We start from the raw sequence: 22,147 nt of genomic DNA, 5'->3' as shown, positions 1-22,147 counted from the left end.
GCCGAGTGTAGTGATGACAGTGCCTGACATGGCGTGCTACTGTCGATGTCAGTCACTGACATACTCGTCGAAGGAAGTCAGCCATGCGTGTCTTCGTCACCGGTGCCTCCGGCTGGATCGGCTCCGCCGTCACCGACGAGCTCCTCGCCAACGGATACAAGGTCGTCGGTCTCGCCCGCTCCGACGACGCGGCCGCCGCGCTGGAGTCGAAGGGGGCCCACGTGCACCGCGGCAGCCTCGACGACCCTGACGACCTGGCCGCGGCGGCCGCGGCCAGCGACGGCGTCGTCCACCTCGCCTTCAACCACGACTTCTCCGACTACGCCGGCGCGGGCAGGACCGAGCACGCCGCCGTCGCGCGGATGCTCGACGCGCTCGCGGGCAGCGACCGGCCGTTCCTGCTCGCCTCCGGGCTGGCTTCGCCAGGCGTGGGGCGGCCGCTGACCGAGGAGGACCCGTCGCCGTTCCACGGTGCCGACTCGCTGCGGGGCGGCAGCGAGAACCTCGCCCTCGAAGCAGCCGACCGCGGGATCCGCCCGGTGGCGCTGCGTTTCTCGCCGACCGTGCACGGCCTGGGTGACCACGGGTTCACCTCGGTCCTGTCGAAGATCGCCAAGGAGCGCGGCGTCGCCGGCTACATCGGTGACGGTTCGACCCGCTGGGCGGCCGTGCACCGCTCCGACGCCGCCCGCCTGGTCCGACTCGCGCTGGAGAAGGCGCCGGCCGGTGCGCGGGTGCACGCGGTGGCCGAGGCCGGTCTGCCCTCCCGCGACATCGCCGCCGCCCTCGGCGACTACCTGGGCCTGCCGACCGGCTCTGTCGCGCCGGCGGACGCCGACGCCCACTTCGGCTGGATCGGGCGCTTCTTCGGCCTCGATGTGGCCGCGTCGAACGCCCGCACCCGTGAGCTGCTCGGCTGGACGCCCACCGGCCCGACGCTGTTCGAGGACATCGCCGCCGGGGCCTACGCGCTGCCGGACTGACCGGCCTCCCGCGTGACACTCGGCCGGCGGCGGGCCGCGGGCCTGAGGCGGCCGTCGGGCCGGGCCCGCCGCGGGCCGGCCGGTGGCGCGACGGACCAGGCGCCGGGAGGACAATCCGAGCATGGCGACGATTCACAACACGACGCTGGTTCCGTCGAAGCTGGACTTGCTGACGGCCTGGCTTCCCAGCCAGCCGTGGTATCTCGACGCCGGCCAGGCCCCGCGCCTGACCAAGGTGGGCGGCTTCCGGCTCGACGACCCGGCCGGCGAGGTCGGGATCGAGTTCATGCTCGCCACGGACCTGGCCGGCGGCAGACCGGTGACCTACCACGTGCCCATGACCTACCGCGGGACCCCGCCAACAGGTTCGGAGGCGGGCCTCATCGGGACCACCGAGCACGGCGTGCTCGGAACCAGGTACGTCTACGACGCGACGCACGACTGGGTCTTCACCACCCAGCTCATCGCCCTGCTGCAGGGCCAGTCCGTACCGCAGGCGCAGAGCCTCTCCGACACCCCGGACCCGTCGGTGCGCAGCACCCCGGTCCTCCCCGGCGCGGACCTCGTCGTGTCCGCGTGCACCCTGGCCAGCAACGGGCCCGACGGGACGAGGATGCGGATCTCGGTGGCGGACACTGACGGGGCGGCGGCGGCCCTCGTCGTACGGGTCGCCCGGGCCCTTCCGGCTCGCCCCGCCGTCGTGGCCGAGCGGGCCGGCCACGTCCAGGCCGTCTGGCGTCAGCCCGACGGTTCCGAGTCGACCGGCCTCCTCGTCACCGCGACCCGAGCCGGCGACTAGGGCTGCCTCCTACGAGGTCGCCCGGCAGCACGTCGGTCATGATCGCGGTTTGAGCCCTGGGGTGGTTGTAGAAACGTCCCCGTCACGACCATCCCAGGGCCCAAATCGCGATCAAGGCGGCGGCCAGCCGCCGACGGTCGGGACGCTCCTCCTCCGTCGGTCGGCGCGCCCGGTGCAGCGGCCATGGGGGAGCGCCGTGGCCTGGCCTGCCGTGCGGTCAGGTGCCCGGCAGGCCGATGGTCGCGACGGCGAGCAGGCCGCCGAGTGCGGCGCCGAACAGGTAGGAGATTCTCCGGTCCTCCTGGAGGCTCGCCCGCACCCCGATCAACGAGGAGAAGACGAGGCTCAGCACGAACCCGTCGAGCGCGAGCGAGGTGGACTGCTGAAGGACCAGGAAGGCGGAGAACCCGACGACCGTCGTCAGCGCGAACGTCACCCGTGGCGAGCCGGCCGACGCGGCCCTGGCCAGCGGCTGACGAAGGTTCTTCACGAGGTACGTGACGACGATCAGCGGGATCAGGGTCACGGCGGCCGTCCGCGCACCGAGCGAGACGTTGTCGTTGAACGCGTGCACGACGTAGTACGTGGACAGCCCGAGGAGCACCGTGTTGACGAGGACTTCGAGGGCTGGGTACATGAGCTGACTGATAAAAACGTCGGCCCAGTTCTCCTGATTGGACATGCTCTCACCCGGACTTTACGTCGCCAGCCCTGCCCACCGGTACCGGAGAATATCATCAGTCCACGGCCTTAAGCTGCCGGTTCCCGGAAAACGATACGGCTGGCGTGTGGGGCGTCCTACCGTGACGGCCTTTTGCGGCCGGTGCCCGAAATTGTCACGGGCCGGCCGGAGGTCGGATGAGAAACGGCATTGAAGCGGGTCGGCTCCTGTTAGGCGAGTTCGGGATGGTATCGAGCCTTCTCCGTCTCCTGTCCTTTCCTGGTCGCCGCGACCAACCCCGACGCCGTCCGCCGACGCGACCCGCGACCGCCGTCGCCCCCGGGCTCGGGTAGGTCCAGCGGGCCGCGCCGGGCTCTCCGGCGGCCACGTCGGGCCGCCGGCTCTCGGGGACGTTTCTAGCGGCGGGCCTTGTAGGTAAGACAGTCGACGCCGTTGCTCTGGAACCCGACTGTGATTCCCTTCGCGTGACAGGTCAGATTCTGGTTGTGCGAACAGTCCGAGACCTTGCACGCGCCGACCCGGCCGGTCTCGCCCGGGTCGCCGCCCTTCATCGGAGCCACGTGGAACGTGTCGCAATGCGCCACCATGGCGCCCGTGTCGCCCACGGTGATAGCCGGGGCGTGGCAGGCGTTCTCGCGGTTGTAGGCGCAGGCGTCGACGGCGCACTTCGTGATCATCGGTAGCTGCATGGGATCTCCCTCGGTCGGCGTCGCGTTCCTGAAAGCATCGCGGGTCCGCCCCGCCAGCATTTCCTAGAAGCTGCCGGCCGCGCCGTCAAGGCGAAAACCGCGCGCTGGAATCCTGAATGCCGCCGCATAGCCGAGATATTTCCGAAGATTGTGGCGCGGCCGCCCCCGGAAATCCCGGAACACCGGTGAGGTAAGGCTATCCTTATTCGAGGAGGAATTTCGCGCACGTCGACCTCGGGTTGCCGGGCGAGAGCCAAAGCGTGGGAGTCCGGGGCGTCTTCGTCTGGTAACGGCCAGGGCCGAAAGGCTCCGGGGTGGGGACCTCGACCTCGACCACGACCTCGGGGCGGTCCGGTCGCGTCGAGGCGAGCGCGCGGGTGGCTCCACCGCTGGCGGCCGCGGAGGCGGGTCGGTTCGGGATCCGCGAATCGAAAGATTTGGCGTAACGCGACGCACAGGGTCGGGACCTAAGATCGCGGCACGACGAGGATGTCGGCGCGGAGCTCGCGGGCCGGCCGGCGGGTGGGAGGTCTGCGCTGATCACGCTCGTGCTGATCGGGATCGTCGGCGGGATCATCACCGGCATCTCGCCCTGTGTCCTGCCGGTGCTGCCGGTCGTCTTCCTCGCCGGCGGGGTCCAGGACACGCGACCCCGCCAGCCCGCGCCCGCACCCGGTCAGGCGGCGCCCGCGCCGGGCCAAGCTGTGCCGGCACACGGTAAGACGGTGCCCGGAGCTGGTCGGCGGGACCGGGCGGAGCGGCGGGCGAGCCGTCGTCCGTATCTCGTGGTCGCGGGGCTCGCGCTGAGCTTCAGCGCCTTCACTCTCCTGGGAACGCTGGTGCTCAGCGTTCTGCCGCTGCCGACGGACATCGTGCGCTGGGCCGGCCTGGTCGCCCTCGTGCTGCTCGGCGTCGCGATGATGTTCCCGCCGGTCCAGCACCTGCTCGAACGGCCCTTCTCCCGGATCGGCCAACGTCAGGTCAGCGGCGAGCACGGCGGATTCGTCCTCGGGCTGGCGCTCGGGGCCGTCTACGTGCCGTGCGCCGGCCCGGTGCTCGCGGCGATCACCGTCGCCGGCGCGACGGGCATGATCGGGCTGCGCACGGTCGCGCTGACCGTGGCCTTCGCCTGCGGGACCGCGCTGCCGCTGCTCGGCTTCGCCCTGGCCGGTCGCGGGGTCGCCGAGCGGGTCCGCGCCTTCCGGGATCGCGAACGCGGCGTCCGCATCGTCGCCGGCGCGGTGATGATCGCGCTGGCGGTGGCGCTCACGTTCGATGTCACCGACGCGTTGCAGCGCACGGTTCCGGACTACACCGCCAGCCTGAACAAGGATCTCGACGGCGCCGGCGTCTCGGCGCAACTCGGGTCCGATCAGGCGGCGGGTCTCGCGACCTGTGCGCAGGAGGCCCGGCCGGTCCCGCAGAACTGCGGCAAGGCACCGGCCATCTCGGGAATCCAACAATGGCTGAACACCCCGGACGGCACGCCGGTGACCGCGGCCGACCTCGCCGGCAAGGTGGTGCTGGTCGACTTCTGGGCCTACTCCTGCATCAACTGCCAGCGCGCCATTCCGCACGTGCAGGCGTGGTATTCCGCGTATAAGGCCGCCGGCCTGGTCGTGATCGGCGTGCACACGCCGGAGTACGCCTTCGAACACGTCCCCGCGAACGTGGCGGCCGGCGCGAAGAGGCTTCACATCACCTACCCGGTCGCCGTGGACAACGGGTACACGACCTGGAACAACTTCGGCAACGACTCCTGGCCCGCCGAGTACCTCATCGACGCGACCGGCGAGGTGCGGCATGTCGCCATCGGCGAGGGGGACTACTCGACCACCGAGTCGCTGATCCGCCAGCTCCTGACCGCCGCGCACCCGGCCGTCACGCTGCCCGCGAGCACCGACGTCGCCGACACCACGCCCGACGACCCGGACCAGACGCCGGAGACCTATCTCGGCTCGGAGCGGGCGACGAACGGTATCCAGGAACCACTCGGTTCGGGCCGGCGCACCTTCAGCTATCCGCAGGCGCTCCCGGACGACGCGTTCGCGCTCGCGGGTACCTGGACCGTCGGCGAGGAAGCCCTCACCGCCGAGGAGAACGCCGGCATCGAGCTGAACTTCTTCGCCGGGGCGGCCTATCTCGACGTCGGCGGGACCGGGACGATCACCGCGACCCTGGACGGGAAGACCACGACGTACCAGGTCTCGGGCGCTCCCAACATCTACACGCTGGCCGATCGGCCGTCGCCGGCGCGCGACACCCTGACCGTCATCCTGTCGCCGGGCCTGACCGCCTATTCCTTCACCTTCGGCTAGCAGCGCGCACCTTTGACTAGCAGCGCGCCGATGCTGTTGGGGCGCACTGTCATCAAGGGCCGAGGTCGGTAGCATCATCTACTCGTGGCGGCGGAGACAGGAACGGGCATGCTTTCCGTCCCGCCGGGGCAGGTGACGCTGTCGGACCGGCGATCGACGCGCAGCTGGTCCGTCGAGCTGGCGCCGTACCAGCTTGCCGCTTTCCCGATCACGCAGGCGGAATACACAGAGGTCACCGGCGAGCGGCCGAGTACCGCGCGAGGCGATCAGCTGCCGGTCGAGAACGTCTCCTGGTGGGACGCGGTCCGGTTCTGCAACCTGCTGTCCCACCGTGCGGGGCTGGCCCCCGCGTACCGCCTTGATGCTGACATCGAGAGCGTCGAATGGGACGCGTCCGCTGATGGATACCGGCTGCCGACGGAGGCCGAGTGGGAGCACGCCTGCCGCGCCGGCACGGTCGGCCCACGGTATGGACAACTCGACGAGATCGCTTGGTATCGAGGAAACTCGCGCGAGCGGCTACACGAGGTGGGAGGCAGACAGCCCAACCCGTGGGGCCTCTTCGACATGCTGGGCAACGTCTGGGAGTGGTGCTGGGACGTGTACGACGCCGAGGTCTACGGTGCCTACCGGGTGCTCCGTGGTGGCGGCTGGTTTGACGAGCACTGGAGCTGCCGGGCCTCGGTACGTCGCCGAAGTCACCCGACCTTTCAGATTGATGATGTCGGGTTCCGGATCGCGCGCTCCGCGTAGGAGGTATTACCCCCCGGCGGCCGCGTAGCGGTGGGCGGTGCCGGTCATCAGGCCGAGCCCGGCCTGGCCGGGCAGCCGGTCGATCAGTGCGTCTATGCGCCTCGCCTCGCGCCGCCCGGACTCCCCGTCCAGCAGATGCCCGAGCACGAACGCCGTCTCCTCGGCGGGCATGACCCCGGACCCGACCGGTGCCCACTTCCGGCGCAGCGCCCACCGGGTGACCCGGCGGGCCCGTGCGCTCGCCGCCAGGCGGGTCCTGGCCTCGCTCGCGTAGAACGCGATGTGCCTGCTCTCCTGCGCCATGATCCGGGTCAGCAGCTCGGTCAGCGCCGGGTGCTGCTCACGCTCGATCAGCCGGGCGTAGCCCGAGCGGGTGGTCCATTCGTTCACGGCGCCCACGCTCATGTGCACGGCGACGAAGTCCTCGCCGACCGCGGCTGCCGCGGCCGCGGTGAGCATCGCCTTCAGCCCCTCGAAGCGTCCCTGGCGCGCGCGCACCGCGGCGTTGCGCTCGTCGCCGTGCGGCTCGCCGTGCGCGGCGAGCACCGAACCGAGCGCCACGCCGTGGGCGTGCTCCTCGTAGTTCCACACGGTGAGGAACGTCGTGATCCGCGGGTCCCGATGCGACGGCGTCAGGAGCAGGTCGCGCAGATAGCAGACCGTGTGGCTCTCGACGTCGTGCATGTAGCGCAGGCAGCGCAGGCCCTCGTCGGACAGCGGCCGGCCGGCGAACTGTGCCGCCAGGTCACCCAGGTCGTCGGTACGCACGGGCGCGGCGGTGCGCGCGAAGCTGTCAACGTCGAATGCCATCCGGGGCCGCCTTCGTCAGTCGCGTGCGAGCACGCGTATCTCGGGTGGCGAGCGGCTCCGACGCGCCTGCGCGACGCCTCGGCCCCAGCCCGCCGTCGCCGGTGATTCGTGGCCACGGCCTGGCGGGATGGGGTCAGGCAGCCGACAAGCGCTGCCGGCGAGGCCAGCCGGCAGAGGCAGGCGGCAAGGCCACCCGGCAACGGCACCGTCCCGAAGACGAGCCCGTCCGCACGGACGTCGTCGGCGCGCCTGTACTCACCGGGGACCTACACCCAGCGTAGATACGCGGTGTATAGTGACCTTGTGAGTGTTCCCCTGACGCTGCTGGGCCTGTTGGAGCGAGAGCCGAGTCATGGCTACGACCTCAAGCGGGACTACGACGCATTCTTCGGCCGCGGCAAGCCCCTGCCGTACGGCCAGGTCTACTCGACGCTGGGCCGGCTGGCCCGCGACGGCAAGGTCCTCGCCGGCGACGCCGAGCCCGGCGACGGGCCGGAACGCCGGCGCTACGTCATCACCGAGACGGGCGCCACCGAGTTCGAGGCGTGGCTCACCGAGGCGGTGACGCCCGAGCCCAACCTGCAGTCGCTGCTGTTCACCAAGGTCGTGCTGGCCCTGATGCTCGGCCGTGATGCGCATGGCTACCTCGACATCCAGCGCCTGGCCCACCTGCGGCGCATGCGGGAGCTGACCGACCTGCGCCGGACCGGGGAGATCGTCGACGTGCTGCTCGCCGACCACGGGCTCTTCCACCTTGAGGCGGACCTGCGCTGGATCGACGCGACGGCGGGCCGCCTGGACCAGCTCGCCGCGAAGGTGCGCGCATGACCGCCCTGATCGAGGCCCGTGACCTTGAGGTGTCCTTCGGCGGGACCCCGGCCCTGCGCGGCGCGAGCCTCACCGTCGACGCCGGCGACGTCGTGGCGATCATGGGGCCGAGCGGCTCCGGCAAGTCGACCCTGCTGCACTGCCTGGCCGGCATCCTCGTGCCCGACGCGGGGGAGGTGTGGATCGACGGGCAGCGGATCGACACCCTCGACGAGCAGCGGCGCAGCACCCTGCGCCGCGACACGTTCGGGTTCGTCTTCCAGTTCGGCCAGCTCGTCCCGGAGCTGACCGCCGAGGAGAACGTCGCCCTCCCGCTGCTGCTGGGCGGCCACCGACGGGCGGCGGCCCTCGCCGAGGCGAGGCCGTGGTTCGCCCGGCTGGGCCTCGACGGCCTGCATCGGCGCCGCTCCGGGGAACTCTCTGGCGGCGAGGCGCAGCGCGTCGCGCTGGCCCGCGGCCTGGTGACCCGGCCCAGGGTGCTCTTCGCCGACGAGCCGACCGGCGCCCTCGACTCGCTGACCGGCGAGCAGGTGATGGACCTGCTGGTCGACGCGGCCCGGGAACAGGGCAGCACGGTCGTCCTGGTCACCCACGAGCCGCGGGTCGCCGCCTACGCCGACCGCCAGGTGATCGTCCGGGACGGCCGGACCAGTCCGCTCACCGTCGAACGGGTCGGCTCGTGATCGCCTTCGCGCTGCGCCTCGCGGTCAGCGGCGGGCGGTCCGCCGTCGGGCGCCTGGTCATGATCGCCGCGGCAGTCGCCGTCGGTGTCGGGCTGCTGCTGTCCACGCTCGCCGCCAGCAACGCCGTCGGGCACCAGAACGACCGCCAGGTCTGGCTCGACAGCGGCGCCGCGAGCCGGACAGAGACGGCCCCGGTCGACCCGCTCCTGTGGCGGTCGCACACCGACTACTACGACGGCAGGTCGATCGTCGAGGTCGACGTCGCCGCAACCGGGCCGACCGCACCGGTCCCGCCAGGCCTGGCCAGGGTGCCCGCGGCCGGTCAGTACTACGCCTCGCCGGCGTTGGCCCGGCTGCTGCGGTCGACGCCCGCCGACCAGCTCGGCGACCGGTTCCCCGGCCGCCTCGCCGGCCTGGTCGGTGACGACGCGCTGGCCTCGCCGGACGCGCTGGTCGCCGTGCTCGGCCGCACCCAGGCCGAGGTGAAAGCCGGGCCCGACGCACGAGCCGTCACCGCGCTCGCCCGCACGTTCCCGCCGGTCTGCGGCGAGGACTGCCCGGCGTCCGGTGTGCGGGGCGACGCGCTGACGCTGATCTTCTCGGTGGTGGCGGCCGCGCTGGTGTTCCCGGTGCTGATGTTCATCGGTTCCGCGACGCGGCTGTCCGCCGCGACCCGCGAGCAGCGGTACGCGGCGATGCGCCTGGTCGGCGCCACCCCGCGCCAGGTCGCGGTGATCTCGACGGTCGAGTCGACGGTGGCCGCCGGCGCCGGCCTCGTCGTCGGCTTCGGCCTCTTCTTCCTGCTGCGCCCGGCTGTGGCCACCGTTCCCTTCACCGGCGACCGGTTCTTCACCGCGGACCTGACCCTGACCGCGCTGCAGGCCGTGGTCGTCGCCCTGGGCGTCCCGGTGGCGGCGGCGGTGGCGGCGCGGCTCGCACTGCGGCGGGTGACCATCTCGCCGCTCGGCGTGACTCGTAGGGTGACGCCGCGTCCGCCCCAGGTCTGGCGGCTGTTCGTTCTCGTGGCCGGGCTCGGTGAGCTCGCCTTCTTCCTCGGCCGGCGACCGGCGAGCACGAACGGCCAGGCGGCGGCGTATCTCACCGGCTTCCTGCTGGTGATGCTGGGCCTGGTGGTGGCGGGGCCGTGGCTGACGATGACCGCCGCGCGGGCGGGAGCCCGCCGGGCCCGCCGGCCGGCGACGCTGATCGCGGCCCGCCGGCTCGCCGACGATCCGAAGGCCGGCTTCCGCTCGGTCAGCGGCCTGGTCCTCGCCCTGTTCGTGACCACGGCGACGGTGAGCATCATCGGCACCATCAACGTCGATCGCGGCTCGCTGGCCGGTGACGCGCAGACGAGGACCGCGGTGCAGGACGGCTCGCTGTCCGACGCGCCGCTGACCGGCGCGACGCCGGACCGGCTCGTCGCCCAGCTCCGTGCCGTTCCCGGCTTCAGCGGCCTCGCGGTCGTGCACGCCGACCCTGACAAGATCGGAAAGGTGCTGGAAGTCCGTTCGGGCCCGCCAAACGGTCCCGAGACCCCGGTGACCCGCGCCGCTCCCGGCGACCCGCTGCTCGCGGAGATTCCCACGGTGCCGGACGGCCTGGTGGCGTGCTCGGACCTGGCCCGCCTCGTGGTCATCGGCCACTGCTCGGCCGGGGCGAGCGTCGCGGCCGTCGCGCTGGACGCCTTCCTGAACCTCGAGTCCGCGCCGAACCAGGTGTGGCCCACGGCCCCGATCAGCAGCGCCGCGATCGCCACGCTGCCCGTGCAGATGCTCTACGTCACCACCGACGGGTCGACGGCGGCGATGGAGCGGACCCGGACACTGCTGACCGTCGCGTATCCCCAGCAGGAGGTCCGCATGGTCAACGACTGGGCTTCCGACCAGCAGCGGGTGCTGGCCGGCTGGCGGCAACTGGCGAACGTGGTGCTGGCGACGACGCTGCCGATCGCCGGCTGCAGCCTCGCGGTGAGCGTCGTCGCCGGCCTGTCGGACCGTCGTCGCCCGTTCGCGATGCTGCGCCTCGCCGGGGCGCCGCTGGCGGTGCTGCGCCGCGTGGTCGGCATGGAGAGCGTGCTGCCGCTGCTGTCCGCGGCCCTGCTCGCGACCGGGGCGGGCTTCGCCGCGTCGGCGATGTTCCTGAGATCGCAGCTTGACTACGGCCTGGTCCCGCCGGGCGTCACGTACTACGCGTTCGTCGCGGCCGGCCTGGCCCTGTCGCTCGGGATCATCGCGTCGACGATGCCGCTGCTCACCCGCCTCACCGGTCCCGAGTCGGCCCGCAACGGCTGAGACCGGCCGTCACCTGCGGCGCAGCAGCGCCAGGCACAGCGTCAGCCCTGGGCCGAACGCCATCCCGACGGCGGGGGCGCCGACGTCGAGCGCGCCGCGCAGCCGTTCGAGGACGAGCAGCACGGTCGCCGACGAGCAGTTGCCGCGGGAGTCGAGAATCTGGCGGCTCGGGTCGGTCCGCGCCCGGTCCAGCCCGAGCCGCTCCTCCACGACGTCGACGATGCGGGGCCCGCCGGGATGCACGGCCCAGCCCTGGACGTCGGCGAGCCCGAGCGCGAAGGGGTCGAGCAACGCCGTCGTCGCCGCCTCGACGTGGGACGCCAGCACGTCGGGGACCTTCGAGGACAGCCCCATCCGGAACCCGTGGTCGGTGACCTCCCAGGTCATCAGCTCCTCGCTGGCCGGGGCGGTCGCGGCCGTGGTGTCGAGGACCTCTAGGCCGTCGGCGGCGTCGGGCACGAGGACGATCGCGGCGGCCGCGTCGCCGAACAGGGCGTGCGCGACGACCTGCTCCAGGTCGCGCCCGCCGCCTTCGGGCACCGGCTGGACGTGCAGGGAGGTGAGTTCCACGCACAGCACCAGCGCGGGCAGCCCGCGGGCCCGAACGAAGTCGGCGGCCGTTCCCATCCCCGGAATGGCCGCGTAGCAGCCCATATGGCCGATCACCAGCCGTCGGACCCGCTCCGACATGCCCAGCTCGCGGGCGAGCTGGATGTCCAGGCCGGGCGTGCTGTAGCCGGTGCACGACACGACGACGAACAGGCCCACGTCGGCGGCGCTCAGCCCGGCGTCGGCGAGCGCGGCGCTGGCCGCCCGCAGGCCGAGCGGCTGGGCGTCCCTGACGTAACGGCGCATCCGCGCGCCCGTCGACCACCCGCTGACGTCCTCGTCGCGCGGGTCCACGACGGCGTGCCGGGTCGTGACCCCGCATCCGAGGAAGATCCGACGGGCGACCCGGTCGCCGCCGCACCGCCGGTCGAAGTACTCGTCCCACAGGTTCCGCTGGTCGAGCAGCCCGGGGAAGGCCGTCCCGATCCCGGTGATGACGGCCGCCGTCCCGGTGCCCGCGGGCCGGGGGTTCGCGGGCCGTGCCGCGCCTCGGGGCCGCGCCGTCACCACCGGGGCACGTCTGCGTCCGCGTCCGGGTCGCCGCCCAGCGCCGCGAGGCCCAGCCAGTCGGCGCACACGTCGGAGGTGGCCGGCTGCAGGGATCCGCACCGGGCGTCACGGTAGAGCCGTTCCAGCGGATGCCCACGCCGGGTGACCGCCGTCCCGCAGGCCTCCACGATGGAGGTCGCGACGTCCTGCGCGGTCTGCCCGGCGAGCAGCTTCGCCCGCCACACCCAGCTGTTCGTCGCCGGGGAACCCGGATCGGCGTCGACCCGCCGGGCGCACTCGTCGACCACCAGGTCGAGCGCGGCGAGCGCGACGTCGGCCCGGCCGAACCTGGCCCGCACCGCCGGCAGGCCGACCAGGCCGTTCGGCAGGCCGGGCGCGGTACGGCCGCGGGCGTGCTCGACGCCCGCGTTGAACGTGGCCCGGCCGACCCCGGCGTAGACGGCCGCGTAGGACGCGACCAGCCACTGCGGCATGATCTGCGCGATCAGCAGGCTCAGGCCCTCCAGCCCGCCGATCAGCGCGTCCGCCGGGACCCGGACGTCGAGGCGCAGGTCATGGCTGCCGGTACCGCGCATCCCGAGGGTGTCCCAGTTGGGCTCGACGGTCACCCCCGCCCCGGCGGGGACGAGGAAGTGGCTGACCTTTCCAGCCGGCTGCCCGTCGTCGCCGCCCGTGCGGTCGCCGCTCGTGTCGTCGTCGTCGCCCGTGTCGTCGGCGGCGCGGGCGGCGACGAAGTAGAGGTCCGCGTGCGAGGCGCCCGAGCAGAACGACTTGAGGCCGGTGATCCGGTAGCCGTCGCCCTCGCGGCGGTAGGAGGTCCGCAGCCCGGACAGCCGGGAGCCCGCGCCCCGCTCACTCATCGCGACGGCGATGAACGACCCGGCGGCTGCCTGGGCCAGCACCCGGTCGCGCGCGGTGAAGTAGGACTCCGGCGCGCCCATCGCCCGGGCCAGCTCGTCCGGGGTCCCGGCCAGGGCACCCACGACGGAGGTGTGCATGTTCAGCGCGAGGGCGGTCGAGCCGCTGCCCTCGGCGAGGACGCGCGCGGCGTCGGCCCAGTCGGCGAACGTGCCGCCCAGGCCGCCCAGGCGCCGGGGGACGAGGAGGCCCAGCAGGCCCGCCGTGCGCAGGTCGTCGAGGTCGGCGGCCGGTAGCTCCCCGAGCCGGTCCGCCTCGCCCGCCCGCGTGGCGATCGCCGCGACGACCTCGCGGGCGAGCCCCGCCCCGTCGACCCGTTTGTTCTCGACGTGTGTGTTCTCGACCCGGCCGCCCAGTTCGACGCTCATCGCCGTCGTCCTCTCGTCACGACCGGGTTCCGACGGCCTGGTAGACGCCCGCGGTCGAACGGATGGGGACCATCCGGACCGAGTCGGCGCGACGCGCCAACCAACGGGGGTAGTCACGAAAGGAGGGGCGAAGCCCGCCGATGACGCGCAGGTCGATGCCGGACCGCTTCAGCGCCGCGCCCAGCCGGTCGGGCGAGACCAGCAGCCGGGGGTCGTGCAGGCGCGGCGGCGGACCGCCCGGCAGCCGCTCGGCGATGCGAACCAGGGCGATCCGGCAGAACAGCGTGTCCGCGAGCGTGTCGATCACGACGGTCCCGCCCGGCGTGAGGACCCGCGCGATCGCCGCGCAGGCCGCGTCGAGGTCCTCCAGATGCTCGAAAAGCTCGCCGGCCACGACACAGGAGAACTGCCCGTCCCGGAAGGGCAGCTGGGTGACGTCCGCCCGGACCGTCGTGACGCCGTGCTCGCGGGCCTGGCGCAGCGCTGCCGACGAGAGATCGACGCCTACGTGCCGCCAGCCCGCGAGCTCCCCGGTCAGCACCGGCGCGAGCAGACCGGCGCCGCAGGCCAGGTCGAGCAGCGGGGCGCCCGCACGCGGGGGCGGCGGGATGAGCCGCGCCCGGGCCTCGGCCAGCCAGTGCAGGGCCGCGAACTGGCCGTGGGTGGGCCACCACTGGTCGGCGAGGTCGTCGTACTGGGCGGGGTCGTTGCGCCGCCGCCGCGGTGGCCGGCCGGTTCCGCTCGCCGGGGTGGGACCGGCTCGGGCCGACTCCAGACCGGTCAGGGGTGCCCGATACGTCGAGCCTGACCGGCCTGTCGACCCGCTCACCCAGCCCCCGGAAGAAAAGTGGCGAACTGTGACGATCTTCAGTATCGCCCAGGCGTTCGGCGCCCGCGCCCGTTCTGGGAAAACGGGTCGCTCGTCGGCCGGTCGGGGGTGCGGCCGGCCGTCAGCGGACGAGGACCTCGTCGAAGTTCGGGTGGCGCAGGCGGTGCCACATCTCGTTGCCGGGGAACGGGCAGTTCGTCACTGATCGTCCGTGCTCGTTGCGGTAGTAGCTGTTCGCCCGTTCGTCCTTGTAGATCTTGTACTTCTCGCGCTCGTCGAGCTGGTCGTTGTAGTCCCAGTACGCCGCCTCGGTGACCTCGACGGACCGTTTCCCGGTGAGCAGCACCTCCTTGACGCAGTCCAGCAGGAAACGGGTGACCATCTCCTGGTGGTTGACGACCCCGAGGCCGCCGTACGGGTTCATGTTCGGCCCGTAGATGAGGAAGAAGTTGGGGAAGCCGGGCAGCATCGCGCCGAGGTAGGCACGCGGGCCGTCCTTGGCCCACAGGTCGTGGACGGACCGTCCGTCTCGGCCGAGCACCTCCATGGGCCACAGGCACTCGTTCGCCTTGAACCCCGTCGCGTAGACGATCGCGTCGACCTCATGGTCGGCGCCGTCCACGGTGCGGACCCCGGCCGGCGTTATCCGGTCGATTCCGTCGGTCACCAGGGTGACGTCGTCGCGCATGATCGCGTCGTACATGTTGTACCGCGAGTCGACCTGGACGGGCCGGGTCGAGAACGGCGGGTGCGGCGGGATCATCTTCTCGACCAGCTCCGGCCGGCTCGCCAGCTTCCTGCCGATGAACGCGACGCGCTCGTCGCGGATCTGCTTGTTGACGGCGCTGCGCGCGAACGGGTCGACGAAGTCCGGGTCGATCTCCCGCAGCGGCCCGGACAGGTAGGGGCCGAGCAGCCAGTTGGTCCGAAACCGCATGAAGTGCGGATGGTAGGGAAAGTTCCGGTCCAGCCAGTGGACCTGGTCCGGAAACGGCGACCGGTAGCCGTCGTGCTCGAACAGCCACTGCGGGGTCCGCTGGAAGACGGTCACGTGCCCGGCGAGGTTCGCGAGCTCCGGGACCATCTGGACTCCGGAGCACCCGGTGCCGATCACGGCGACCCGCTGGCCGTCCGGGTCGAAGTCCTGGGGCCAGCGCGCGGTGTGGAAGGACCGGCCCGCGAAGGTGTCCATCCCGGTGATCCGAGGCAGGCTCGGGCGCGACAGCAGGCCGACGGCGCTGACGACCACGTCGGCGCGCAGCACCCGGCGCCCACCGGGGCCGTCCGCCACGACCTCCCAGACCGCGCCGCTCTCGTCCCAGGTCGCCGTCGTGACCTCGGTGTCGAACTCGATGTGCTCACGCAGGCCGAACCGATCGGTGAACCAGTTGAAGTACTTCTCGTTCTCGGCCTGGGAGCACCACGGCGACGGCGTGTCGAACTCGACGCCGAGAATGTGGGTGTAGGCGCGGCTCGGCGAGTCGACCCGTGCGCCGGGATAGCGGTTCTCGTACCACGTTCCGCCCACGCCGGAGTTCTTCTCCAGCAGCGTGAACGCGAGGCCGGCGTGCTTGAGCTGGGCAGCCACGTTCAGGCCGCCCATCCCGCCGCCGATGATGACGACCGAGAACTCGCCGAGCCGGTCGGGCTCCGGCGGCCGCTCCCACGTCAGGCCGCGCGCCCAGGGGTCGAGCGACAGTTCCTCCACCCACAGCTCGACGTCGGCGGCGGGCAGTTCGGCCATACCTCCCGCGAGGGCCAGGCTGCGCGGCAGCCGTTCCGCCGGCCCGGGTCCGATCGGCTGCGCGCCGCTGTCCCGGCGTTCCTTCAGGAAACGCGCGGCCCGGGCTCGGAGGAACGCGATGTCCGCGGGGTCGGTCAGCCCGAACGAGAGGTTTCCCCCGACATAGCCCGGGACCGGTTCGACCTTCGTGGTCGCGACGGACTCGTCGCCGGTGAGCTGGTAAAGCAGGCCGCGCAGCGCCATCGGATCGGCGTACTGGACGGCGTCGTCGATCTGCTCGTCGGTGGCCGCCAGTAACTCCGCGTCGGGCGATTCCGGTCCGGTGCTCATGGGCGTGCTCGCTTTCGGCTGAACGGGTGGGCGCGGGCGGCGAGAAAGGTTCAGGCGGGCGGCTGCTCGGCCCGCAGGCCGGCCGCCATCATCAGCGGCGTCACGGCCATCACCCCGCCGTCGACCGGGAGGACCGCGCCGGTTATCCAGCGGGCCTCGTCGCTGGCCAGGAAGGTGGCGGCCCACCCGACGTCCCAGCCGTCACCGGCGGTGCCCAGCAGGTTGGCCGCGGCGGCGAGCCGCTGGCGGTAGTCGGCCTCCGGGGTGACGCCGAGGACGGAGAACAGCAGGGGAGTGGTGATATGGCCGGGGGCGACGGCGTTGACCCGAATCCCCTGGCGTCCGTGCGAGAAGGCCATGTCGACGGTGAGCGCGTTCACCCCGCCCTTGGCCGCCGCGTAGCCGACGTAGTTCCCGCCCCGCGATCCCGCGATCGACCCGATGTTCACGATCGCCCCGGCGCCCTTGGCCGCCATCACCGGTACGGCGTTCTTGCTGGCGAGGAACATCGTCTTCAGGCTGAGGTCGAGCACCCGGTCCCAGTCGGCCTCGTCGGTGTCGACGACGTTGCCGGCGATCGAGACGCCGATGTTGTTCACCAGGATGTCCAGCGTCCCGAAGGCGTCGACGGCGGCGGCGACCATGGCCGCGCAGTCCGCGGCCTTCGTCATGTCGCCGGCGAAGACGACGGCCTGGCCGCCCTCGCCCTCGATGATCTCCCGGGTCTCCTCGGCCCGCGCGCCGTCGACGTCGGCCAGCAGGACCCGGGCGCCCTCGCGGGCCAGGACGATGGCGCAGGCCCGACCGGTGGCCATCCCGGGCCCTGGCGTCGAACCGGCACCGGTGACGATCGCGACCTTGCCCTCGACCCTGCCTCGACCCTGCCTCGACCCTGCCTCGACGCTCGCTCATCGCGCTCCTCGCACCCGACTCGGCCGGACCTGGGCGACGGTAGCCCGCGAACCACGAGCTGGCAAGTGAGCGCTTACTAAGACGCGGAACCTCCGCTGAGGGCCTCGGATCGGCGGCTCTTCGGCGCCTACCGGCGCGGCGTCACCCCCGGTAGGCGCATACTGGAGCCAATGACCAAGTCAGCGGTACCCAAGCGCCGTCTGCCCACCAGTCCCTTCAAGGATCCGGTCATTCCGCCGTGCGATCGCTTCGCCATCGGTGACCGCGTCATCCACGACACGTACGGTCTCGGCCAGGTCATCGGGGTCGAGCAGGACATCGCCGTACTGGTCGATTTCGGGTCGCAGCAGGAACGCATCCCGAGCCCGTTCAGCAAGATGTCGCATCTCTGACGGCACCGAGCGCCGGATCCGCGGCGGAGCCTGGCTCCGCCGCCGGTGTGCCGCGCCGTCGATCCAGGCGACATCCCACCCCAGAAGCGAGACCTCTCATCGCCACATCGCCTAACCCCCTGTTCTCCGCGTCGGAACCGGCGCGCTCCTCGCCCAGGCGGGAGGCGCCGCGTCCGTCGGTCGACCTCTTCCAGGCGCCCGACTTCGGGCCCCCTGACCCCGAGGGCAGCGACGCCGCGGCCGCGGAGACCGAGCCCACCAGCTTCCGCCGGCCCGCCGCGGACAGCCCGGCCCGGCCAGCCCCCGTTCGCCGTCGCCCACGGCCCCGCCGCGCCTAGGAAGCGATCGCGTCGTGCGCGGCCGTCCGGCCGCCGCGACCGCCTGCCGCCGGTCGCCTGCCGTCGGCCCACGACCCGTCGCCGCGGCGCGACACCCGCGCGGTCACCCCAGCGCCCGGCCTGACCGCCCGCAGCCCGGCCTGACCGCCCGCACACCTACCGCCGGCTAGCGCCGGGTCCGGCGAGGTCCGACCGCTGGCTTGATCGCCGTTTCGGCCCTCAGATGGTCACAAAAACGCCGCGGTTACAGCCACGCGGGGGCCAAAACAGAGATCCTGTCGCGCGCCTGAGCTACGCGACGGCGCGGACGACCAGCACGTCGAGCGTTCGCGGGCCGTGCACTCCCTCGACTCGGTTCAGCTCGATGTCGCTGGTGGCGCTGGGACCGCTGATCCAGGTGAGCGGCCGGGCCGGCCCGGCCACGGCGAGCAGCGCCACGGCGTCCGGGACCGTCGCGACGATCTGGTCGGCCCGCACCACGACGAGGTGGTAGTCCGGGATCAGCGTCAACGCGCGCCGGCCCTGCCCTGCCCCGGCGTCCAGGACGATGGTGCCGGTCTCGGCGACCGCGACCGCACAGGTCGTCAGGGTGCCGTCGGCGGCATCGAGGTCGGTGACGGACAGCGGCGGCGTGTCGGTGAGAACCGTCGCGCGCAGCTCGGCGGTCCAGCCGGCCGGGAGGCCGTCCGGCACGGCCAGCCGGCCGACGCGGTTCTCGTCGAGCCGCGCGGCGATCCCCTCGGGCAGCTCGTCGGGCGCCACGAAGGTCACCGTCGCGTGGTAGTCGACCACCCGCCGCGCGAACAGGTCGAGGTCGCCGGTCGAGTCGGCCCGGCCCGGCCGGTAGCCGCGCGGGATCGGCTCGGCCGGGGTGTCGTCGGACAGCGCCGACCGGATGCGAGCCAGCACCTCGTCTCGGGCAGACGTCACGGGTTCTCCCGTTCGTTTCGACTTCTTTTGACGGCCGCCGTCGCGGCCACCCGAGAGCCGCTCGGGCGGGCCCCCGCGCTCATGGGGTCGTGTTCCCCTCGCGGGCCCACCAGTCCCGGAACGTCTCCGCTGGGGGCTGGGGGACGTCGCGGGCGCCGGCCCAGGCCGACAGCGGTGGCGGCAGCGCGCGGCGGCCGCGCAGCAGGCGGCCGAGGCGGCCGGCGCGCAGCGCCCGGGTCCAGCGAGCCGGGTCGCTCATCATCCAAGCGGCGGCGGTCATCGCCGCGCGTTCCGCCGACGGGAGCCGGTGGGCCTCCCGCTTGGCGTCGACGGCCCGGGCCCGCAGGTGGACCAGCATCGACGGGATGTCGATCGCGACCGGGCACGCGTCGAGGCAGGCGCCGCACAACGTCGACGCGTAGGGCAGGCTCGCGTTGATCCCGCCGGACTCGCCGCCACCGCCCAGGCCGGTGAGCTGCGGCGACAGCACAGCGCCGATCGGCCCCGGGTACACCGACCCGTAGGCGTGGCCGCCGGCCCGCTCGTAGACCGGGCAGACGTTCAGGCACGCCGAGCAGCGGATGCAGCGCAGCGCCGCCCGGCCCCGCGGGTCGGCCAGCGTGGCCGTCCGGCCGTTGTCGAGCAGCACGAGGTGGAACTGCTGCCCCTCGGTCGCCCCGGTCCACATCGACGTGTACGGGTTCATCCGCTCGCCGGTCGAGGAGCGGGGCAGCAGCTGGAGGAAGACCTCCAGGTCACGCCAGGTCGGGACGACCTTCTCGATGCCCATGACGGTGATGAGCGTGCGCGGGACGGTCAGGCACATCCGGCCGTTGCCCTCGGACTCGACGACCGCGAGGGTTCCGGTCTCGGCGACGGCGAAGTTCGCGCCGCTGACTGCGACGCTCGCCGTGAGCAGCTTGTGCCGCAGGTGCGCGCGGGCCGCCGCCGCCAGCGCCGCCGGGTCGTCGGTCAGCGCCCGGTCGACGCCCGGCATGTCGCGCAGGAAGATCTCGCGGATCTCGGCCCGGTTGCGGTGGATCGCCGGCACCAGGATGTGGCTGGGCCGGTCGTCGCTGAGCTGGACGATCAGCTCGGCGAGGTCGGTCTCGATCGCGGCGATCCCGGCCGCGGCCAGCGCCTCGTTCAGGCCGATTTCCTGCGTCGCCATCGACTTGACCTTGACGACCTCGTCGACGCCGGTGGCCACGACCAGCTCGGTGACGATGCGGTTCGCCTCGACGGCGTCGCGGGCCCAGTGCACCTGCCCGCCGGCCGCGGTGACCCGCTCCTCCAGCTGCAGCAGATAGCGGTCCAGGTGGGCGAGCACGTCGTCCTTGATCGCGGCACCGGCGGCGCGCAGCTCGGCCCAGTCGGGCAGCTCGGCGACCACCGACGCCCGTTTGGCCCGGATCGTCGAGGTGGCGTTGCCGAGGTTGCGCCGCAGCTGGGTGTCCGCGACCGCCGTCCGCGCCGCCGCCGGAAAGGTCTGGGTGCCCGTGAGGTGCCCGACGCCGGCCGGCGCGGTCGGCAGCCCGAGAAACGTCATGACCGGGCTCCCGTCGTGGCCGCCGCTGTGCCCGCCGTCGTGGCCGGCGCGTCCTGCTCGGTCGAGGCGAGGATCTCCGCGAGGTGCAGGGTCCGGACGCCGCTGCGCAGCCGGGACAGGCCGCCGCCGATGTGCATCAGGCAGGACGCGTCGCCGGCCGTGGCGACCTCCGCCCGGGTCGTCAGGATGCCGGCCATCTTGTCGGCGAGCATCGCCGTCGAGACGTCCGGGTTCTTCAGCGCGAACGTCCCGCCGAAGCCGCAGCACTGCTCGGCCGCCGGCAGCTCGACCAGGTCGAGGCCGCGCACCGCCCGCAGCAGCCGCAGCGGCCGGTCGCCGACGCCGAGCAGGCGCAACGAGTGGCACGTCGGGTGGTAGGTGACCCGGTGCGGGAACGACGCGCCGACGTCGGTCACCCCGAGCACGTCGACCAGCAGCTCCGACAGCTCGTACGTATGTTCCGCGACCCGCTCGGCCCGCTCGGCGAGCGCCTCGTCGCCGAACTGGCGGGCGACGTCGGCGTGCTGGTGGCGGATCGCGCCGGTGCACGAACCACTCGGCACCACGACCGCGTCGTACCCGGCGAAGGTGTCGACATGGTTGCGCACCAGCGGCAGCGCCTCGCGGGGGTAGCCGGTGTTGACGTGCATCTGCCCGCAGCAGGTCTGCGACGACGGCACCTCGACGTCATGGCCCAGGCGGCGCAGCAGCCGCACGGTGGCCTGGCCGACCTGGGGATACAGCCCGTCGACCAGGCAGCTCACGAACAGCGCTATCTTCACGGGCCCTCCCGCGTCAGCGACAACGATTCGGCGCCCGGCCGGTTCAGGGATCCGGCGCCCGGCCGGGTCAGGGCTGGGTGGATTCTCGTACGACCAGGTCCGGTTCGAAGACGACCTGGCGGTGGCGGTGGGTGCGGTGCGCCGACACCTCGTCGATGAGCAGCTCGGCCGCGGTCTGGCCCAGCTGGGCCCGCGGCTGCGCCACCGAGGTCAGCGGGACGGCGGCGGCCGCGGCGAAGTCGATGTTGTCGTAGCCGACGATGGCGAGATCCTCGGGGACCTTGAGGCGCCGGCGGGTCATCTCCTGCAGCACGCCCAGGGCGATCAGGTCGTTGGCGCAGAACACCGCGGTCGGCCGGGCGCCCGCCGGGAGCTCCGCGACCCGCGCGCCCGCCTGCCGGCCGGCGTCGACGTTGAGCGCGGCGGTCTCGACCAGCGTCAGTGTCTCGCCGACCAGGCCCGCCTTCGTCACCGCGAGGCGCGCCCCGGCGAGCCGGTCGGCCACCTGCCGGATGGTGAGCGGGCCGCCGATGAAGGCGATCCGGCGGTGCCCAAGCCCCAGCAGGTGCGCGGCGGCCAGCTCCCCGCCGACCAGGTCGTTGACGGAGACCGAGCACTGGCCGCCGTGGGAGGCGCGGTCGACGAGCACGACGGGCGTGCCGTGCTGGCGGATCTCCTCGATGCGGCCGCGGTCCTCCGAGACCGGCGTGATCATGATCCCGTAGGCGCGCTGCTCCTGGAGCAGGCTCAGGTAGCGTTCCTCGCGGCGTGGGTCGTCGCCGGAGTCGCAGAGGATCACGGACAGGCCCTCGCCCGCCGCGGCGGCCTCGACGCCGGCGGCGAGGTCCGTGAAGAAGGGGTTGCGTACGTCCAGCACGATCAGCCCGATCGTCCGGCTCCGGCCGGCCCGCAGCTGGCGGGCCGCCTCGTTGCGGACGAACCCGAGCTCCTCGATGGCGGCGAGCACGCGGTCGCGGGTCGCCGGGGAGACCCGGTCCGGGCGGTTGAGGACGTTCGAGACGGTCCCGACGGACACCCCGGCGCGCCGGGCGACATCGACGACGCTGACCGAGTCGGCCATGTCCCTCCCTCCGCGA

At 72.7% G+C, this 22,147-nt stretch carries 20 protein-coding genes; 8 read left to right on the top strand and 12 right to left on the bottom strand.

The features are described from left to right. The first annotated feature begins 83 nt into the window (after positions 1–83). The gene (locus I6A60_RS11760) at positions 84–983 is read left to right on the top strand and encodes an SDR family oxidoreductase (RefSeq protein WP_203015510.1); all 900 of its coding nucleotides are present in this window, start codon (positions 84–86) and stop codon (positions 981–983) included. 121 nt (positions 984–1,104) lie between these two features. Further along, entirely contained in the window at positions 1,105–1,782 is a 678-nt protein-coding gene (locus I6A60_RS11755) for a 1,4-alpha-glucan branching protein (protein WP_203015512.1), read from the top strand. Positions 1,783–1,999: 217 nt separating this feature from the next. On the opposite strand, the gene I6A60_RS11750 is transcribed toward I6A60_RS11755, so the two are convergent. Next, positions 2,000–2,464 (bottom strand): hypothetical protein, encoded by a 465-nt coding sequence (locus I6A60_RS11750; RefSeq protein WP_203015514.1) that lies wholly within the window; start codon positions 2,462–2,464, stop codon positions 2,000–2,002. 395 nt (positions 2,465–2,859) lie between these two features. Then, positions 2,860–3,153 carry a DUF1540 domain-containing protein gene (locus I6A60_RS11745; protein ID WP_203015516.1) on the bottom strand — a complete coding sequence of 98 codons (294 nt, stop codon included), beginning with the start codon at positions 3,151–3,153 and terminating at the stop codon, positions 2,860–2,862. Between the two features lie 536 nt (positions 3,154–3,689). Between I6A60_RS11745 and I6A60_RS11740 the strand changes: the two genes are divergently transcribed. Continuing rightward, positions 3,690–5,471, top strand: a complete 1,782-nt coding sequence (locus tag I6A60_RS11740) for a cytochrome c biogenesis protein DipZ (RefSeq protein ID WP_374113364.1) — start codon at positions 3,690–3,692, stop codon at positions 5,469–5,471. A 108-nt stretch (positions 5,472–5,579) separates the two neighbouring features. Continuing rightward, a complete protein-coding gene (locus I6A60_RS11735) occupies positions 5,580–6,224 on the top strand; it encodes a formylglycine-generating enzyme family protein (RefSeq protein ID WP_203015581.1) in 645 nt (214 codons plus the stop codon). A gap of 6 nt (positions 6,225–6,230) precedes the next feature. Here the strand turns inward: I6A60_RS11735 and I6A60_RS11730 are convergent, their stop codons facing one another. After that, entirely contained in the window at positions 6,231–7,034 is an 804-nt protein-coding gene (locus I6A60_RS11730; protein ID WP_203015518.1) for a ferritin-like domain-containing protein, read from the bottom strand. Positions 7,035–7,337: 303 nt separating this feature from the next. Between I6A60_RS11730 and I6A60_RS11725 the strand changes: the two genes are divergently transcribed. Genes I6A60_RS11725 through I6A60_RS11715 form a run of 3 tightly spaced genes read left to right on the top strand, consistent with a single transcriptional unit; the run spans position 7,338 to position 10,839 of the window. After that, positions 7,338–7,862, top strand: a complete 525-nt coding sequence (locus I6A60_RS11725; RefSeq protein WP_203015519.1) for a PadR family transcriptional regulator — start codon at positions 7,338–7,340, stop codon at positions 7,860–7,862. Then, positions 7,859–8,545 (top strand): ABC transporter ATP-binding protein, encoded by a 687-nt coding sequence (locus tag I6A60_RS11720; RefSeq protein ID WP_203015520.1) that lies wholly within the window; start codon positions 7,859–7,861, stop codon positions 8,543–8,545. Before I6A60_RS11725 ends, I6A60_RS11720 begins: the two co-directional genes overlap by 4 nt. Then, entirely contained in the window at positions 8,542–10,839 is a 2,298-nt protein-coding gene (locus I6A60_RS11715) for an FtsX-like permease family protein (RefSeq protein WP_203015521.1), read from the top strand. Before I6A60_RS11720 ends, I6A60_RS11715 begins: the two co-directional genes overlap by 4 nt. A gap of 9 nt (positions 10,840–10,848) precedes the next feature. Here I6A60_RS11715 and I6A60_RS11710 read toward each other — a convergent pair whose 3' ends face one another. From I6A60_RS11710 to I6A60_RS11690, 5 genes are all read right to left on the bottom strand, one after another. Beyond that, on the bottom strand, positions 10,849–11,955 hold the full coding sequence (locus tag I6A60_RS11710) for a type III polyketide synthase (RefSeq protein ID WP_203015522.1): 1,107 nt from the start codon (positions 11,953–11,955) through the stop codon (positions 10,849–10,851). Then, entirely contained in the window at positions 11,952–13,244 is a 1,293-nt protein-coding gene (locus I6A60_RS11705; RefSeq protein WP_203015523.1) for an acyl-CoA dehydrogenase family protein, read from the bottom strand. The genes I6A60_RS11710 and I6A60_RS11705 overlap by 4 nt, the downstream gene beginning before the upstream one ends. A gap of 16 nt (positions 13,245–13,260) precedes the next feature. Then, the gene (locus I6A60_RS11700) at positions 13,261–14,019 is read right to left on the bottom strand and encodes a class I SAM-dependent methyltransferase (RefSeq protein ID WP_203015583.1); all 759 of its coding nucleotides are present in this window, start codon (positions 14,017–14,019) and stop codon (positions 13,261–13,263) included. Between the two features lie 175 nt (positions 14,020–14,194). Continuing rightward, positions 14,195–16,147 (bottom strand): NAD(P)/FAD-dependent oxidoreductase, encoded by a 1,953-nt coding sequence (locus tag I6A60_RS11695; protein WP_203015524.1) that lies wholly within the window; start codon positions 16,145–16,147, stop codon positions 14,195–14,197. 50 nt (positions 16,148–16,197) lie between these two features. Then, positions 16,198–16,998 carry an SDR family NAD(P)-dependent oxidoreductase gene (locus tag I6A60_RS11690; RefSeq protein WP_203015584.1) on the bottom strand — a complete coding sequence of 267 codons (801 nt, stop codon included), beginning with the start codon at positions 16,996–16,998 and terminating at the stop codon, positions 16,198–16,200. 231 nt (positions 16,999–17,229) lie between these two features. Here I6A60_RS11690 and I6A60_RS11685 point away from each other — a divergent pair, with 231 nt between their 5' ends. Next, complete coding sequence (locus I6A60_RS11685) at positions 17,230–17,451, top strand: hypothetical protein (RefSeq protein ID WP_041259508.1); 222 nt, start codon at positions 17,230–17,232, stop codon at positions 17,449–17,451. A gap of 629 nt (positions 17,452–18,080) precedes the next feature. Here I6A60_RS11685 and I6A60_RS11680 read toward each other — a convergent pair. The 4 genes from I6A60_RS11680 to I6A60_RS11665 form a co-directional block, all read right to left on the bottom strand. Continuing rightward, the gene (locus I6A60_RS11680; RefSeq protein WP_203015526.1) at positions 18,081–18,719 is read right to left on the bottom strand and encodes a lactate utilization protein C; all 639 of its coding nucleotides are present in this window, start codon (positions 18,717–18,719) and stop codon (positions 18,081–18,083) included. A gap of 79 nt (positions 18,720–18,798) precedes the next feature. Next, a complete protein-coding gene (locus tag I6A60_RS11675; protein WP_203015528.1) occupies positions 18,799–20,268 on the bottom strand; it encodes a lactate utilization protein B in 1,470 nt (489 codons plus the stop codon). Then, entirely contained in the window at positions 20,265–21,050 is a 786-nt protein-coding gene (locus tag I6A60_RS11670) for a (Fe-S)-binding protein (protein WP_203015530.1), read from the bottom strand. Before I6A60_RS11670 ends, I6A60_RS11675 begins: the two co-directional genes overlap by 4 nt. Before the next feature lie 67 nt (positions 21,051–21,117). Beyond that, positions 21,118–22,131 (bottom strand): LacI family DNA-binding transcriptional regulator, encoded by a 1,014-nt coding sequence (locus tag I6A60_RS11665; RefSeq protein ID WP_203015534.1) that lies wholly within the window; start codon positions 22,129–22,131, stop codon positions 21,118–21,120. Positions 22,132–22,147 lie beyond the last annotated feature (16 nt).

The organism is Frankia sp. AgB1.9 (assembly GCF_016786355.1).
Taxonomy (GTDB): Bacteria; Actinomycetota; Actinomycetes; order Frankiales; family Frankiaceae; genus Pseudofrankia.
Note: the sequence above shows the minus strand (reverse complement) of the source record. Positions and strands in the feature narration are given on the sequence as shown.